The organism is Nitrosopumilus sp. b3, assembly GCF_014078525.1.
In the GTDB taxonomy this organism is placed as follows: Archaea; Thermoproteota; Nitrososphaeria; order Nitrososphaerales; family Nitrosopumilaceae; genus Nitrosopumilus.
In genome coordinates this window covers 394,371-409,885 of sequence record NZ_MU078696.1, presented here as the reverse complement: position 1 = coordinate 409,885, position 15,515 = coordinate 394,371, and the positions used below count along the sequence as shown (strand labels likewise).

At 34.2% G+C, this 15,515-nt stretch carries 17 protein-coding genes; 8 read left to right on the top strand and 9 right to left on the bottom strand.

What is annotated here, in order from left to right; all coding sequences use genetic code 11:
- Window positions 1-22: 22 nt before the first annotated feature.
- Both C6990_RS08550 and C6990_RS08545 read right to left on the bottom strand, forming a co-directional pair.
- Window positions 23-196 (bottom strand): hypothetical protein, encoded by a 174-nt coding sequence (locus C6990_RS08550; protein WP_182130344.1) that lies wholly within the window; start codon window positions 194-196, stop codon window positions 23-25.
- A gap of 223 nt (window positions 197-419) precedes the next feature.
- Window positions 420-1,901, bottom strand: coding sequence for a thrombospondin type 3 repeat-containing protein (locus C6990_RS08545; RefSeq protein ID WP_255465350.1), 1,482 nt, complete (start codon window positions 1,899-1,901; stop codon window positions 420-422).
- Window positions 1,902-2,188: 287 nt separating this feature from the next.
- Here C6990_RS08545 and C6990_RS08540 point away from each other — a divergent pair, with 287 nt between their 5' ends.
- The gene (locus tag C6990_RS08540; RefSeq protein ID WP_182130342.1) at window positions 2,189-2,695 is read left to right on the top strand and encodes a winged helix-turn-helix transcriptional regulator; all 507 of its coding nucleotides are present in this window, start codon (window positions 2,189-2,191) and stop codon (window positions 2,693-2,695) included.
- A 12-nt stretch (window positions 2,696-2,707) separates the two neighbouring features.
- On the top strand, window positions 2,708-3,079 hold the full coding sequence (locus C6990_RS08535) for a hypothetical protein (protein WP_182130340.1): 372 nt from the start codon (window positions 2,708-2,710) through the stop codon (window positions 3,077-3,079).
- Between the two features lie 80 nt (window positions 3,080-3,159).
- Here the strand turns inward: C6990_RS08535 and C6990_RS08530 are convergent, their stop codons facing one another.
- Complete coding sequence (locus tag C6990_RS08530) at window positions 3,160-4,563, bottom strand: hypothetical protein (RefSeq protein ID WP_182130338.1); 1,404 nt, start codon at window positions 4,561-4,563, stop codon at window positions 3,160-3,162.
- Window positions 4,564-4,889: 326 nt separating this feature from the next.
- On the opposite strand from C6990_RS08530, the gene C6990_RS08525 reads away from it, so the two are divergent.
- The 3 genes from C6990_RS08525 to C6990_RS08515 all read left to right on the top strand — a co-directional run bounded on the left by C6990_RS08525 (window position 4,890) and on the right by C6990_RS08515 (window position 6,656).
- Window positions 4,890-5,741 carry a hypothetical protein gene (locus C6990_RS08525; protein WP_182130336.1) on the top strand — a complete coding sequence of 284 codons (852 nt, stop codon included), beginning with the start codon at window positions 4,890-4,892 and terminating at the stop codon, window positions 5,739-5,741.
- Window positions 5,742-5,912: 171 nt separating this feature from the next.
- Entirely contained in the window at window positions 5,913-6,068 is a 156-nt protein-coding gene (locus C6990_RS08520) for a hypothetical protein (protein WP_182130334.1), read from the top strand.
- 54 nt (window positions 6,069-6,122) lie between these two features.
- The gene (locus C6990_RS08515; protein ID WP_048115522.1) at window positions 6,123-6,656 is read left to right on the top strand and encodes a hypothetical protein; all 534 of its coding nucleotides are present in this window, start codon (window positions 6,123-6,125) and stop codon (window positions 6,654-6,656) included.
- Here the strand turns inward: C6990_RS08515 and C6990_RS08510 are convergent, their stop codons facing one another.
- Both C6990_RS08510 and C6990_RS08505 read right to left on the bottom strand, forming a co-directional pair.
- Window positions 6,657-7,985: a multicopper oxidase domain-containing protein gene (locus C6990_RS08510; RefSeq protein ID WP_182130332.1), complete on the bottom strand. Its 1,329-nt coding sequence runs from the start codon at window positions 7,983-7,985 to the stop codon at window positions 6,657-6,659.
- Between the two features lie 429 nt (window positions 7,986-8,414).
- A complete protein-coding gene (locus C6990_RS08505) occupies window positions 8,415-10,130 on the bottom strand; it encodes a cache domain-containing protein (RefSeq protein ID WP_182130330.1) in 1,716 nt (571 codons plus the stop codon).
- 522 nt (window positions 10,131-10,652) lie between these two features.
- Here C6990_RS08505 and C6990_RS08500 point away from each other — a divergent pair.
- Both C6990_RS08500 and C6990_RS08495 read left to right on the top strand, forming a co-directional pair.
- Window positions 10,653-11,258 (top strand): response regulator, encoded by a 606-nt coding sequence (locus tag C6990_RS08500; RefSeq protein WP_182130328.1) that lies wholly within the window; start codon window positions 10,653-10,655, stop codon window positions 11,256-11,258.
- 22 nt (window positions 11,259-11,280) lie between these two features.
- Window positions 11,281-11,913, top strand: a complete 633-nt coding sequence (locus C6990_RS08495) for a helix-turn-helix domain-containing protein (RefSeq protein ID WP_255465349.1) — start codon at window positions 11,281-11,283, stop codon at window positions 11,911-11,913.
- A 128-nt stretch (window positions 11,914-12,041) separates the two neighbouring features.
- Here C6990_RS08495 and C6990_RS11065 read toward each other — a convergent pair whose 3' ends face one another.
- The gene (locus C6990_RS11065) at window positions 12,042-12,962 is read right to left on the bottom strand and encodes an ester cyclase (protein WP_255465348.1); all 921 of its coding nucleotides are present in this window, start codon (window positions 12,960-12,962) and stop codon (window positions 12,042-12,044) included.
- Between the two features lie 113 nt (window positions 12,963-13,075).
- Between C6990_RS11065 and C6990_RS08485 the strand changes: the two genes are divergently transcribed.
- The gene (locus C6990_RS08485) at window positions 13,076-13,384 is read left to right on the top strand and encodes a hypothetical protein (RefSeq protein ID WP_182130326.1); all 309 of its coding nucleotides are present in this window, start codon (window positions 13,076-13,078) and stop codon (window positions 13,382-13,384) included.
- A 201-nt stretch (window positions 13,385-13,585) separates the two neighbouring features.
- Here the strand turns inward: C6990_RS08485 and C6990_RS08480 are convergent, their stop codons facing one another.
- From C6990_RS08480 to C6990_RS08470, 3 genes are all read right to left on the bottom strand, one after another.
- Window positions 13,586-13,915, bottom strand: a complete 330-nt coding sequence (locus C6990_RS08480; RefSeq protein ID WP_182130324.1) for a YnfA family protein — start codon at window positions 13,913-13,915, stop codon at window positions 13,586-13,588.
- Complete coding sequence (locus C6990_RS08475; RefSeq protein WP_182130321.1) at window positions 13,903-14,268, bottom strand: YnfA family protein; 366 nt, start codon at window positions 14,266-14,268, stop codon at window positions 13,903-13,905. The genes C6990_RS08480 and C6990_RS08475 overlap by 13 nt, the downstream gene beginning before the upstream one ends.
- Window positions 14,269-14,548: 280 nt before the next feature.
- Window positions 14,549-15,358, bottom strand: a complete 810-nt coding sequence (locus C6990_RS08470) for a ParB/RepB/Spo0J family partition protein (protein WP_182130319.1) — start codon at window positions 15,356-15,358, stop codon at window positions 14,549-14,551.
- Between the last annotated feature and the right edge of the window lie 157 nt (window positions 15,359-15,515).

Sequence of the window (15,515 nt, the reverse complement as noted above, 5' to 3'; positions counted from 1 at the left end):
TCTCAAGAATAAGACCTAGTTTTCATTTTCTTTTATCCCATAATACTATTGCAGTAATAATTACTATCAGAGGAATTATCATGGTTTGGATAAATAGGATGTTTGTTTTTAGTTTCTGATCAAGTGTTGGCTCTTCTATTCCTTTAGATGTACCACTACATGTAAGGTAAACGGTCTGGGAATTAGCCACCAACATATCAATCACAATTTGGATATCTCAAATTATAAAAAACTACATGAATAAGTCATTCATCTTGTTTAAATTCAAGAATTCCAACCCACATTTACTATGAGTTATCAATACGATGACTATAATGATGACATAGATTATGAATCAGACTATGAAGATGAGGATTAGCAGTCCTCTAATTTTTTTATCAAATAATATTTTTTCAAAAATTAATTTTTCTGTTTTATTGTCATGGTAGTGGAGTAATCATTACCAATCCCGAATTATCAGAGACAAATCTTATCATGGAAATATCTTCTCCCAAAACATTTCTCTTTGCATCTAGCTCATCAGGAATCTCTCCCCCAACTGTCACTACCATTTTTGAAGTCACATACTCATTTGGAATATACATTACCACATATTGTGGCCGGTCAATTACAAATGAGATGAATCCTGCCTCAGGGATAAAGTGAAAATCAGTTACTAATGCAGGACTTTGAATGTCAATTACGTTGGATGTTCCTTTTACAAATTGTGGTTGGAATTTTTCTCTTTCATCTAGTGTCAAAGGATCTGTTTCATATTTTTCTGAATCTTGAATCTCCAGATTCAACCCTTCAAGACAATAATTTTGAGATTGTTCATGTGGGATTAATTTGCAAAATTCCGTACCTCCATCCACATCATGATTGGTAAAAAATGAAAGAGTGGTTCCAACGGACATGCTGCATTCCATAAAATCAACAGAGCTCAATTTTGATTCATCACACAAAGTTGAAAGCGTATTTTGAGTAATTCCTTGTCTGGTCAGAACATTATCAGTATACTGCATCATCACACCTTTGACACACAGCCTGTCCTGATAAAAGGACATTTCATGACACATATCCAAAGAAGAGGTGAGATCTTCACCAAAAAAATGCACTAAACCGTGTCCCAATCCATGCACACAGTCTTGATAGTTTGAAGAACCTATCAGTTCATCACATATTGATTTGTAGTCTGTCGGAAGTTTTTTGTTGTTTTCTTGAACTTCATGAAAATATGCAGCTAAAACACCATGAAAATATCCACCCCTACACATTGTCCCATCCATTCCAATTAGATTGTCAATTACATTTGGATTCTCAGCGTATGCAACATGCCCTACTTCATGAGAAACAAAGTGACAGTCATCAATTGTTCCAATCTTAGATAACACAATTGAAAGTTCCAGTGCATGAGAATTATTTTCCTCGTTTTCTGCAATCTTGCCAAAAAACGCAGAATAGCACACAAGACGCGATGTTCCGCTATCCATGTCAGCACATACACGTATGTCATGAAGGTATTTTGTTGCCAAGCTTTCTGAAATAGGTAAAGGACTAGAGTCTACCACATCTAAAATCCCGTCATTATCATCATCGGTGTCTTTGAATGAGCCTATCCCATCAAAGTCAAAGTCTGCCCAGTCTTCAGGATCTGTGTCAAACTGATCAAGTGAATCAGAAATCCCGTCATTATCATCATCAATATCACATTCATCTCCCAATTTGTCGGAATCAAAGTCTGTCTGGTCAAAATTGGTATTTCTTGGACAGTTATCAAAAGAATCAGGCACTCCGTCTTTGTCCATATCAAAGCCAAACAGATTTGCATCAGACATACCATCAGAATTTAACAAGTAGAAAGTAAAGGACAGACTAATTACGATGGCAATAGGAATGACGAAGAATCTACGAACTGCCAATTGTTCTTTTTTTGTGATTTGAATATACTTTGTTTGTGATACAAGATTGAATTTGAAACTATTTTCATGAGCAATTATTCACATCAATCTAAAAAAATAGGCAAGTATCGATGAACCAAGCAGCCTAACAGTCATGAGAAAACTACCTGCCACTAGAGTTTCTAGCAACTGCCTAAAACATTCTATGATACAAGTATAGATCTGAGAAAACAAAATTTGTCAAAAAACTGTAATTGTTTGCAGAATAGGTTAAATTCTTGATTTTGTGAATAAAGATTGTAAGAAAAATGCTAGAATCTCCACAGATACAGATCTTAGAGTTCATAATTAACAATCCTAGTTCCCACCTAAGAAAAATTAAGAATAATCTAGGATTCTCAATGGGCACAGTTCAATACCATCTTAATGTTCTTGAAAAAGAAGGGAAAATCAAATCAGTCAAAACAAAGTTTTACAAAAATTATTACCACATTGACGAATCAAGCGATAAAGTACTTTCCGTATTTAATTTAGAATCTCCACGAAGTATCATTTTATGTTTACTTCAATATGAGCCTTCTACGCATCAAGACATAGCAAAAAGAGTTGGATTGTCATCTTCGACTGTTAGTTGGCACATGAAAAGATTATTGGAATTAAACATTGTAGAGTCAGAGTATTCTGGAAAATATACCCTATACCATCTCACCAGCAGAGAAAACGTACTAGAAAATCTTAGGAAATGCAAATCAACCACATGGAACTCTATTATTAACAACATGGTAGATGTCTTTTCAGCATTTGAACAGGAATAACAAAGATAGAGAATGTTTGAATCGTATTTATCGGCAATATCAAATATTTTTCTACAGATTGATTACCTTAATCCATTTGATGATCCATCAGATGTTGTTACACAGGATGATGTTATTGCAGGATCTGTAACTGTTGCCATTGCAGGACTATCAATATTTTTAACAATCATGGCAGTTTCTGCGTATAGGAAAACTGGTGTCTCTCAATTAAAATACATCGCATTAGCTTTTTCATTGTTTACCATATATCTTACAACTGAAGCAATACAAGAATTATTTACATTTGATGATGATTCTTTTGATTTATTTTTATCATTAATCATGTTAGGCATTCTGATTTGTTTCTTTTTTGGGATTATGAGAAAAAAGAAAAACCACGTTTAGAAATGATGATGTTTAGATTTAATTTGTTATAGTGTGAAACTTTGTTTTGAGCAGAACGAAGTATTTTCTGATTTCAAACTTTATGATTCTATTTTGTATATGACTTGAAAGTTAGTCGTAACATCTTCGGTATCATCCTTAACTATTACAGTATAAGTTCCAGGTGCCAAGTTTTCTGGAATCTGCCATACTTCAGAAAAAGTGCCCTCATTCGTTACCTCTGGGATTAATTCGAAAAACGCCTTAGTAGATGTTATCTGAATTACAGATTGAAACTCTGAATCTATGCCTGTTCCTGAAATAGTTACAAATTCTCCTTGTAGATATGGTTCTTCTTTGTCCAGTTGTACCGTTAGAATTTTTTCTTTTCCTACTACCTCAAATGTCAATTCAGAAATTCTTTCAGCATTACTAACCTTGACTGTCCACAATCCATTTTGTTTTCCAAGAGATAGTTCTAATGGATATGTAAATTTACCATCATTATCAGTGTAATATTCAATTTTATCAATGACTTCTCCAGTAGGATCAATCAATTCTATCAGAATCGTGGTATTGTCTGAAGACTTTCCGGTGAGAAGAACTGTCTCTCCAATTTTGTAATAATTATCATCTATTTTGATATCAATAGGAGTAATTCCTTTACTCAACCCTACTGAAAACTCCTCAATTGTTTCTTCAGAAGCATAGTTTAGCACTAAATAGTAATTTCCTCTTTTGTAACCTGAAAGATCTAGCAAATATTCAGCATGACCTTTTTTGTCAAGCAGTACTTTGTCCTCAAAACGTACATTGTCACGAGAGTCATAAACTGTCAAGGAGATTTTTGCTGAAATGGGTCCAAAAATTTCAATTGAAGCGTTTGAGTCATAATCAAAGTGGAATTTTTCAACAACAGCTGCAATATCCCCTGCAGATTCTCCAATTTGTACAGGTACTATTTCAGAGTCATCTCCATGTTTTAAAATCAAAAAATATGCCCCCTGAGTAAAAGAATCATCAGTTTTTATTTCAAATTGTACTATTCCAGAATCATCAATCTCTAAAATATCTGTGTAAACCTTATTCCCATCAGAATCTTCTAGTTCAACTTCAAGACTTGTATTTGGCTCGGATTCTCCTGTAAAAGTCATTGTAGAACCTAAAACATACGAATCACGTGCAGATTGTACAAGGATTTTTTCTGGTGAAATGTCAGTTTCTACTTGTCCATTATCTGATGAAGTATCGTTATTTTTTAAATCTCGAAGGGGTAAATCTACAATTTCTGCCCTTTGCGAACTAACCCATTTTTCTATAGAAGATGATTTTACACATATTGCATCACCATTGCTTCTTATCATTAACTGTAGTCCAATTTTGCACATTACGTCTTCTGAAGTTACTCCATTTGCCATTTGTTTTCTTGGAGAATCTATATCGCCCATCGCAGTAGAAGAAACCAAACTAGTAAACAATACTAAAAAAAGTAAAATTCGATTCACATGTCTTAGTAAGTTTTTTTATAATTAAAACCCTTTTACACAAAGATACACATGTATTTAGAATTTCATGATACAAGATTGAATTTGGCATGTACTCAATTAATTTTGTTTCAAATATAGATACAGTATAGAATATTCATTCCATTTTAATGTCAAATTAGTGAGTAATAGTAATAGTATTCTATACACTATTTTTCTAATACAATTCTCGATCCGACTCTAGAAATTTCAAATCCCTTGATCATTTTTTTGAATACTGTGAATTAACTTTATTTTTTCTAATCAATTGCATGTACAAAATAACTTCTATAGTACTACTATCATGTATGATGGGACTTTTTCTTGCAAACCCTGCATGGGCAGTAGAAGATTTCATGCTTACTATCAGTAGTTTGTCAGAGTATGAAGAAGGTCAACATTCAATAGTACATGGAAAAACAATGACTTTGGATGAGGAACCTGTTTCCAAGGTTTTGATCAGTGTGTACTTTCCTTCTGGAATAATCAAGACCTCAACTAATTCAACAGGTCAGTTTTCAGTAACATCCCCTATTCCTGTAGAAATTGGAGAAGACGACATTACAGTCTATGCAAAAAAAGACAATAGATACACAAGTGCAGAAATCACATACAAAGTAACAGAAAGTAAGACAAAGAAAATTCAGGAACCAGTGACAAAAACTCCAAAAATAACTGGTAAAAAAATAGAGTTGGATCCTTTTTCAAAGATGCTGCAAGAGATTGAAAAACAAAAAAATGATGAAGTAAAAAGAGAAACTAGTCTCAAAGAGAAGCAAGAGATTGATGAGAAAAGACAACTTGCCAAAGAAGATCTGCAAAACGACTTGAAAGAATCTGAGAGGAGAAATGAGGCTCACAGCCCACGAAATGTATTTTACAAATTTATTCAAGAAGTAGACAGTTCAGTCAGAGGAATATTTTGGCAACAATTCCTGTTTACAGAGAGGATCACAAATCAAGCAGCAGAAGCCAAAAATGATGCTCTCAAGGAAGGAAAATCATCTTTTGAAGCAACAAAAATATTCCAAAAGAAAGCTGCAGTTTCACAAAAAGAAGTCATAGAGTTTAACAAAGGTTTGAGCATAACACATGGTAATTCCACATCAGGAATTCAAAATTTGTTTGATGAAAACGGAAAACTTCCTAGAACAGAATAGAACTTCTTCTTCCTTTTTTTATATGCATAGCTAAAATTTGTCATTTAATGGTTTTCAAAATTTGTTTGCAGATACTTTAGTTTCTGTCATTAACTAAAATGCAATCTAGAAAAAAATGCAGAAGCAGTTGAAAATGTTGAAAATCCATACAATTTCATCCACGGGTATTTCATGGGAGATCTACAAGGAATTGCTTTTGCCACTGCTTATTGTCAGTTGGGAAGAAACATGGATGACAAAGAAAGAGAAGATGTTGCTAAAATTATAAAAAGCAAAGCAGTCATAGTTGAGGAGATTATCAAGGAAATAATGGATACTTGCAAATAATTCCATTAAATGAAATAAAATACATTATTAACGCATGAGAAATAATCATAATACTTGTCAGATGAACAAAAAAAGAAAACAGAAACAATGTCATTCAGATTGGATGGCAGTGTTCTAGATAAGATAAGAGCAGAATCTGAATCGCAAGGAGTTAGTCTTAATGTATTGGCAAACAAAATTTTTTCAAGATATGTCGATTGGGACATGTTTGAGCCCAAGGTTGGCATGATTCCAGTTGCAAAACCAATAGTAAGTGCATTGTTTGAAAAACTCTCAGAAGAAGAGACAGTGGAATTGGCACGACAGATTGGCCAGAGCATAGTGTCAGATATTTCCACGTTTATGAAAGGGACCATGGATATTGACTCGTTCGTATCATGGTTTGTAACGAGAATGAAGATTTCAGATTTTGAGATGAATCACACAATCAATGGTTCAAAGCACAGTTACATAATAAAACATGATTTAGGATATAATTGGTCATTGTATCACAAAACGGTATTGGAGTTAATTTTTAACAACGTCTTGGAAAAAAAGATAGATTTTCAAATCAAAGACATGATGATGGAATTGTCTTTTGAAAAATAATTATTTTATTTTCACCGTTCCAGTCATCCATGGATGAAGCATACAGTTGTACCCGTATAACCCTGCCTCTTCAAATGTTTGCTCAAATGTATCACCAGGCATCATCATCCCAGAGTCAAAGAGACCATCATCACTGGTAATAGTATGCACAGAAGTGTCTTTGTTAGTCCAGGTTACAGTATCGCCAACGTTTGCCTGATTGAATTTTGGACTGAATGATTTGTTTGATGATGGTACTGCAGAACCAGTTTCCACATCACAAAGATTGGTTTCAATTATCTTAGATTCATCAAGTTCGGTAGATGTTGGAGTATGTTGGGAATGTTCAGACGAACTAGCAGATGTTTTTGTAATTTCGCCATTTGCGTCTGGTTGCTGTAAGTTAATTGCAATCTGTTTTTGCCATTCCCACATATCAATGGATTTTGTTTTTGCAACATCCACTCCATCAACTGCATCAGACGTGGCATCCCTTACATCAAAGTAAGCCATAGTTCCCTTTTCTTCGGGGACGCCATGCAAGTGGAAAAGATATCTTCCAGGTTCTTTCCATTTTGCCTCAAATATTGCAGCATTTCCGGGACTGACTTCCCATGTTTGGGTCCGTATGGGTTCATTCTCCCAGATTCCAGAGATTATTGTATCAAAGATTGTCCCATGAATATGAAATCCAAAAGCAGCAATTGCACCCATGTCAACATAATACAGTCTGACTAGCTCGTTGGTTTTTGCAGGAAGTGGATTAGACCAATATTGATCTGCGTATCCGTTGAAAAACACATAGTCGGGATTCCAGATTTCTTGGTTTTCCAAATCGTATTCTCCTTTGACAAGAACATACTCTCGTGCAGGCTCCAATCCTTCTTTAGGATCAACTATGAATGCACCGTACAAACCATTTCGAATATGCTCAGATACCGGCATCACATGGCAGTGATACATGAATAGTCCTGCAGGCTCTGCAATGAAATCATAGACATATGATTCGCCGGGAAGAACTTCTTGGAATACGCCATCATTTTTTTCATTGTGATCTCCATGAAAATGCATTGTGTGTGGAAGTTTCCCATTATTGATAAAATTAATAATTACACGATCACCCTCAGTTGCCCTTAACGTGGGACCAGGAATGGTTCCATTGTAAGTCCAAGCCTCAACTCTAGTTCCCGGAGCAATCTCAAGTGTGGTGTCTTCAGCAACTACAGTATAGGTAATTGTTTTTGGAGGATTGTGAACAGAATTATCTTCTGCAAATGACTGTAAAGGTAATTCTGCATCAAAGAAAAAAATGCCAAGTGTCACTCCAAGGGAGACAACTCCTATGAGCATTACGATGGTTCTGTCCACGAAAAACATTCAAGGGTTTTGCTATTAACTAGGAAGTTTATTCTGCAAACAGTTGCAAACAGTTGCATACAGTGATCTTATCTAGTAAGAATTTTTTTAAGATGCCTTGGCACCAAGATGTAAAGGACACTGTATTGACTTTGTGACAAAAAGATTTGAGGGAGGTCTAAAGTATCAGAACGGATTAAAATGGTGCACCACATGTTCGCGCTTTATTCAGACAAAACTGATTCGCTGTTCCTGCTGCAATACAAAATTGCGGGTTAGGGCAAAAAACAGAGTTTATCACAAAAAAATGTCTGATTTAGAAACCAAGTTACCCACAAATTTAGAGGTTTTAGGATCATATAGAGATATTTTGAAGTGAATAAGACCTGTGAAACAAGGGTCATTTGAGAAAAATAGTAGGTATTATGATAAAATAAACACAGCATATTCCAAGTCTTTGATCAAACTTTGATCCAATTTGGTAAATTTGAATTGTAAATCTTTGGCTTTTTGGTATACCGAATCATCTACAACTACAGTGTTTGGCAAAGCATATTGATTTATCTTAAAGCAGGTATTCACTGGTTCTCCAAAAATATCATCAAGTGAAGAATCAGATGTTTTTGCCTCATTTACCATACCAAATGCAGTACTGATTCTGTATGCCATTCCAGGAAGATTCTCAGACGATGTTTTGTCATTGAGTTGTTTGTCTAGTTTTGAGATTTCTGAGCAGCAATCAAGCATACTGGATAGAATTGTTTTATCGTCTTTGGATGATGGGAAATAAAATAATATTGCATCATCAATAATTTTAATTGGTATTCCTTTGTATTTTTCTATTATTGGGATAACAGAGTCAGTAAAAATTTGACTGTATCGTTTTTTCTGTTCTTCAGATAGGGTTTTAGTTAATTTGAGCGAGCCTATTAAATCCACCAAACACACATAACTATCACGTTTTTCTTCAAAGAATTTTTCTAAAATATTTCCTTGTTGCTTGATGATATTTTCTCGTTTTCCTATTGCAGAAATAGATTCTTGTAATGTCTTTGCCATATTATCAAAAGATGCAGATAACTGCTCAATCTCATCATTTGTTTTGATGTTAGTTCTTACATCAAAATTACCTGAGGATAATTCCTGAGCGGCATTACGAAGTTTCAGTATAGGGTTAGATATTCTCTTGGAGAGGACAAATGTGACTATACTTGCAATAACAATTAGAGATATTCCGACAAGGATAATTCTATTTTGTAATTCCGTTATTGGTTTTAGAATTACTACTTCATCAACTTCAGTTAATAAAACAAAACCCAGATCAGGCTTACAATAAGAATATCCAAAAATATCTACGTCTCTATAGTCAGTATAATCTGCAGCTTCCACATTTTTTCCATTCTCAAGACATTCAGATACTGCAAACGTGTCTACTTTTTGATTAAACTGAGCATTTTCAAGAAATATTGATTCCGAGATCATCATCTTGTTTTGATTTACAAGGTATACCTCGCCTGAATCATGCAAACCAAATCTATTCAACAAGATATTATCAAATACAGAACTTCCCATTGTTGCAATCAATACGCCGTCCTGATTTCCATTCTCCGAATATACAGGCAATGATATTTTCATTAGTCGTGTTTTGTCAATATCTTGAATAAATTCAACAGCAGGTGCAGTTACTTTGTAGTTTCCTTTAACATATGTAGTAGGATCAATTTTTTCATTTAATGAAAATATTGGCTTTCCCCTCATGTTGATTATCTGGAGATCCCTGATTCCAGCTTCAAACTCATTTAATTGAAATAAATGGAATTCATGATGCAGTTTTGGTGATTGCTCATCAAGTATTCGGTCAAAAGAAACATCATTCAATGCAGGAATCAAAACATCAAAAGCATTGGCAAGTACTTTATTTTCTGAAAATTCTTGTAATTTCTCAATTCTGGATTCAATTATAGATGTTATAGTATCTCCTCTTGTTTGTGATTCATCTTTGAGTGATTCTTTGAAATTATCTTTGATTATAGTGTCTGCAAAATTATAAGCTAAACCAGTAGTTATTGCAATAGAAGAAATACTAATTGCAAGTACCAAAAAGATCAATTTAGTACCAATACTAAGAAATGAACTCATGTAATTACATCACAATAGTAGGTATTTTAATTATGAGTGGATTTTACGATTATTCAGATTGTAAATATTCAATCATGGCAGCACAGTAATCATTCATGAAAGTATCCAAATTTCCTAGTTTACCAGTCTATTGTTCTATAGTCATAGTGGATAAAGATCCACATCTCTAGAGTCTTTTTTTTATTTCTTATTTTTACGACATGGAATTGAAATACACTTTCTACAAGATAAGGTGATCATCACTATGACGCAAGGGAGGACAGGCGGTAATCTCAAAGTAGGTAGCAATATCTTATGAAATATTGTATGTAATTTGATACAGACATCTTTTTAATTATTTTTCATGATGTTATGATAATATGATGTTACAGGATGTATTTTTAATTAATTACCATGATCTTTGTATGATGTGGAATGCCCTAATTCCAGCTAGATATAGGAGGATACTATAATTGCATGAAGCCATAAAGTATGAATATAACATATTACTACTATATCTGAAGAGATGGGAGGAATTGTACGATGGTTAGCTGTATTGTGGTAGATGATGACAAAAGCATTGTGGATTTGTTCTCTGAATTATTGGGAATAATCAACGTAGATGTTCTTGCCAAGGGATATGATGGACAGAGTGCAGTGAAATTGTATGAAGAGTACAAGCCAGACATTGTCTTTACAGATTATCAAATGCCTGAATATGATGGACTGTATGCAGTTGAAAACATCAAAGACAAGAATCCTGATGCCAAAATAATCATGGTGACAGGAGGTGTCGATACCGTACAATTTGCAATTCTTGATTCGCTAAACGTACCTGTCATCATCAAACCATTTGATATCCAGAAAATAAAACAAACAATAACAAATGGTTTTCTTGATAATGATATCAAACAATCTATATTTGAGATCCAATACACGTTCAAAGAAGATTACTCTGTTTATTCATGTGTGGTGACTTTTGAACAATACAGGAATTTGAAGGCGATACCAATAATTGATGAATGTAAAATCATAAGAATTGGTCAAAACAGTCTTGATTCATATACAGAAAAAATGCAAAAAGCACTTGATTTGGCACGTACTAACGACAAAACTAACATTTTAGAATTATCGGAGATTGTAAGATGATTTACAACAGCGGAGAATTAATATGAAAGTATTAACTCATGAAAATATGTCCGGAGCAGATTCGCTTCTTGCAATATCTTTGGAGAAAATTATCTTGAAAAATCTAGGTGATAGTACAGTTCGTAAGATACAGGACAGACTATTTGAAAAATTTGGCATATCTATGACTGCTGCAATGCGAGAATTTGATAAAATAGATTATGTGCTAAGAGAATTTTTTGGAGCAGGTGCTGAAGGACTGGAGAAAAAATTCCTCCAAGAGATCTGTAGCCTCAAATCAAACAAAGACAAGACCGATAAGAGATTCACCTTATCTGATTCAACCATAACTCAATCTATTGTAAAGGCATTCTGTGACGATGAAATGTCAAAAATTCTCAATGCGTCAATTGGGGAGCCATGGACAATTTCTGAAATTATTGAAAAGTTGAACCTTCCTAGAACCTCAGGATACAGAAAAATCAATTTCCTAATAGAGCAGGGCTTGCTGATAAAGACAGGATTCATACAAACTGCTAACAGAAGAGTAGACAAATACAAGTCACTGTTTGATAATGTCAATATTGATTTTAACAATAAAGTTACAGTAAATGTTCAGTTTACACCCGAAGTCGTTAAGAACAGCTCTATTCTCACGACAGTCTACGGCTCATAGAGTTTGATTTAAAAAATAATTTCTTTATCTCTTTACAGTATTTTTTTTATCTGCTCACCACAATCGGCTTTAATACAGCCATTACATCTTCAAATAATTTCACAAAATGAAATAAAAAAGAAGGAATGCTATGCCAATCCTATTTGCTTCATGAATTCCAGATTATCCCAGAACAGGTATTCCTCAGTCATGACGCCATTTTCCCAGTAACCAACTGTAGCCATGTTAAGTTTGTAGGATTTTCCAGTGGGCTGAACAATAGTTCCATCAGGCAATTGCATAGGTTCAGTAAAGGTTCCCTCAATTACCCCAATCACACTTGTCCAAGGTCCAGATGCAATCTTGATAGGATGCTGTTCTATTCTAGTATCAGGGGCCCAAACAAACATTGCTTTCAAATCTTTAATGTGTGGTTCTATTCCAGTAGTTGTACGACCATCAGGCCAGTGTACAACAATATCACTTGAGTGGCTTTCATGTAATCTATCCCATTTCTGGTTTGTAAACACATCAAAATCCAATTCATCAAATGTTTTTAGATGTTGTTCAGAAAGGAGTTCTGCAGTTTGGAATTTTGTTAGTTCATCTTCATGGTGTGCATCATCCATATCAGAATGATCATCTTTGCTCATTTTATCGAGCATTTTCTCTATGTGTTTTAGAAGTTCTGGTTCATCCATTTGACTCATCTTTTCAATTTTCTTATCATGGTGTTCAGACATCATAGACTTCATCGAATCAATCATCTCCATTTTACTCATAGATTTCATTTGTTCTAACAATTGAAGATGTCTTTCCTTCATCTTGTTTTTTCCTTCATGTGAGGATTCACCGTGTTTTGCTTTGTCTTCACCGTGTTTTGCTTTGTCTTCAGAAGATTCTACTTTAGAACATAATTTATCGCCACAAACTTTCTTCGAACCTGTTTCAGGCAAAGGGTTTCCTTGTGATTTTGCAGCATCAGCTGTCTCTAAAAGATCAACAGATGTTACAACAGTAACTGTCAGCAATAGTACGATACTGAATGCTACTGTAAGTAGCGTATTCATTAAATTTTGATTGAGTTTTTCACATATAAGAAAATAGGTATTTTTATGGTCTGGTTTTCAATTATGACAATTGTCTAATCTAGTTTCATAAGATATTCCCAGCAATACGCATAATGGGAACAAAACCCTCTCGCCGTGTTTTAATGGCTATGTTGATAGTAGGGGTATCTGTTGCTGTAATTTTTACAATTACTCCATGGAATTGGATTCCAATTCAAGTAACTGAGGATGTATCAGTTATTGCAGTTACCGAAGATGGGTGTGTCGCAGAATCTCAATACGGAACTAGTGTAGTTGTATCTGAGTGTAATGCAAAAGTAGGAGACATAGTATCTGCCACGTTCTACATTCCTTCAAGTGAAATCAACGAGTTCTATGACAAACAACAGCAAAAAGTCGAATTAGTTCAACCAGAGCCCTGAATTTTTTATTTCATCAAAAATAAATTCACAATTGTTTTCTTGGTTAAAATTTTGATTTTATTTTAAGGAAAAGTAGGGAGTGTTGAACTGATCGGACAAAACCCGATGGGAGTATTAGATTTTTGGGTATTGACAAGCCCCTCTCATTAGACCTTTTTCAGAAACTATGATGGTATCCTCCTTCTAACTAGAAGGTTACAATTAACGAGGCCAATAGAACATGATTGTAACGCCAATCAAAACTATTACTGAACCAATTATCTCAAATCTGTCTGGCTTTTTCTTATCCACCCAGTATCCCCAAATTATTGAAGATACCACAAAGATTCCCCCATACGTTGCATAGACTTTACCAAAATCTGCAGGCTGCAAAGTCATTACAATCCCATAAGAAAATAAAATCAATCCTCCAATTAGACCCAAAACTTTCCCTTTATGATCACGTAACCATTTCCATACAAGATAACCTCCACCAATCTCTAACAGTGCTGCAAAAAAGAAAATGCCTACAGTTGATGCTACTTCGACCAAATCTTTTCTCCTTTTCTAGGATAGTAGAAAATTATCAGGACTCCAATTACAGCAATTATTGTTCCAAGAATGTCATAATTGTCAGGAGTCACTCCATCAATTAACCATCCCCAAAATACTGACATTACAATAAAGACTCCACCATAAGCTGCATAGACTCTATGAAAGTGGGTTTTCTGAAATGTGGGAACTATTCCATACAAAAATAACACGAATCCTCCAACTGCACCTAAAACAAAACCAAAGTCTTCATGCATCCAAAGCCAAACTAGGTACCCACCACCAATCTCACAAAGACCAGCTAGAAAGAATAGTAGAACCGAAGTGAAAAAAATTTTTGGCGGTTTATTCATTTAGCGTCAAAATGGAATAAAGATTCTCGATTATAACTAATTAAGGTAAACGGGTTCAAATCAAAGAAAAAGCAGTTTTGTGGTTATTGCCCTGAAGACAAATGTATCTTAGATTGTGAGATTTGTAATCCAAAGTTTAATAACGGATGCAAATGTGATTGCTAAACCTCATTTCAGACTACATGAGTAAAAGGTTCAGAGATTATGAACCTCACAATTTTAGCTTGAATAATTTAACATTAAATTTAGTTATAATTCCAATACTACAGGGATTTGCATTTCATCTTTTTTTGCGATTAAGGTAATCAGAAATTATCTTTCTTGCAAATTCATCTGGCAGCATCTCTTTCTTGCTTGATTGACTTGAAAGCTTTCTTGCATTGGTTTTGGAGAGTTTTATTGACAAATTTTGTTTTATTCGCATGGTTTTTGCACGTTTTAACAGTTTTTGATGAGATGATTTGGGGGCCTGAGCTAATGCTTGAAGGTATTTTTTTCTCAATCGTGCATCTATCTTTGAAATTCTTTCTACTATCTTTTCTGCCTTTTTTATGTTGGGTATTACAAGGTAAAGTTTTGTCATTTCATCTCGAGAGATTTTTTGGGGGACAAGTGCTTTTAATTTGTCTGGAACGCCTGCAAACCCCAAATATTTGTTAAGAGTTGGAAGTGACATTCCCATTGATTTTGCAGCAGATGACTTTCCCACATTTTCAGTCAAAAACTTGCAAGAGTCTGCAATTTCTTTGTGGTTCATATCTTTTCTGTGGATATTTTCAACAACTGATGCAGCCTTTGCATTCTCAAGATCGTATGATGTCTGTTTTGTTAGAACATGTACTGGGATTTTCTTAGCGCCCAACCTCTTCATTGCTGCAAGCCTTCTCTGTCCTGACATGAGTAAGTAGGTATTCTTATTCTCTTTTTGAACCAAAGGCGGATTTAGCAATCCTTCATTTTTGATTGATTTTGCAAGTTCTGAAATATTTTCTCTATCAAGCTTTCGTGCTTGAGCTTCTTTCCAAATTTTGATTTGCTTTATTGGAATATCTCTTAATCTGTATGAGATGGTTGGTTTGTATCTTCTCACTAGTTTTTTAAAATCATCATCTTTAATGTAATCATTGGTCTATTGAAAATAATCAAAACTCTAATTGTTTCAACAAATTTTTGTCTCAAAAGATAAATTTATTCAAAAAAAATTGAGTTTTTCTAAAAAATTCCTGATATTAGGATTATTTACTTGA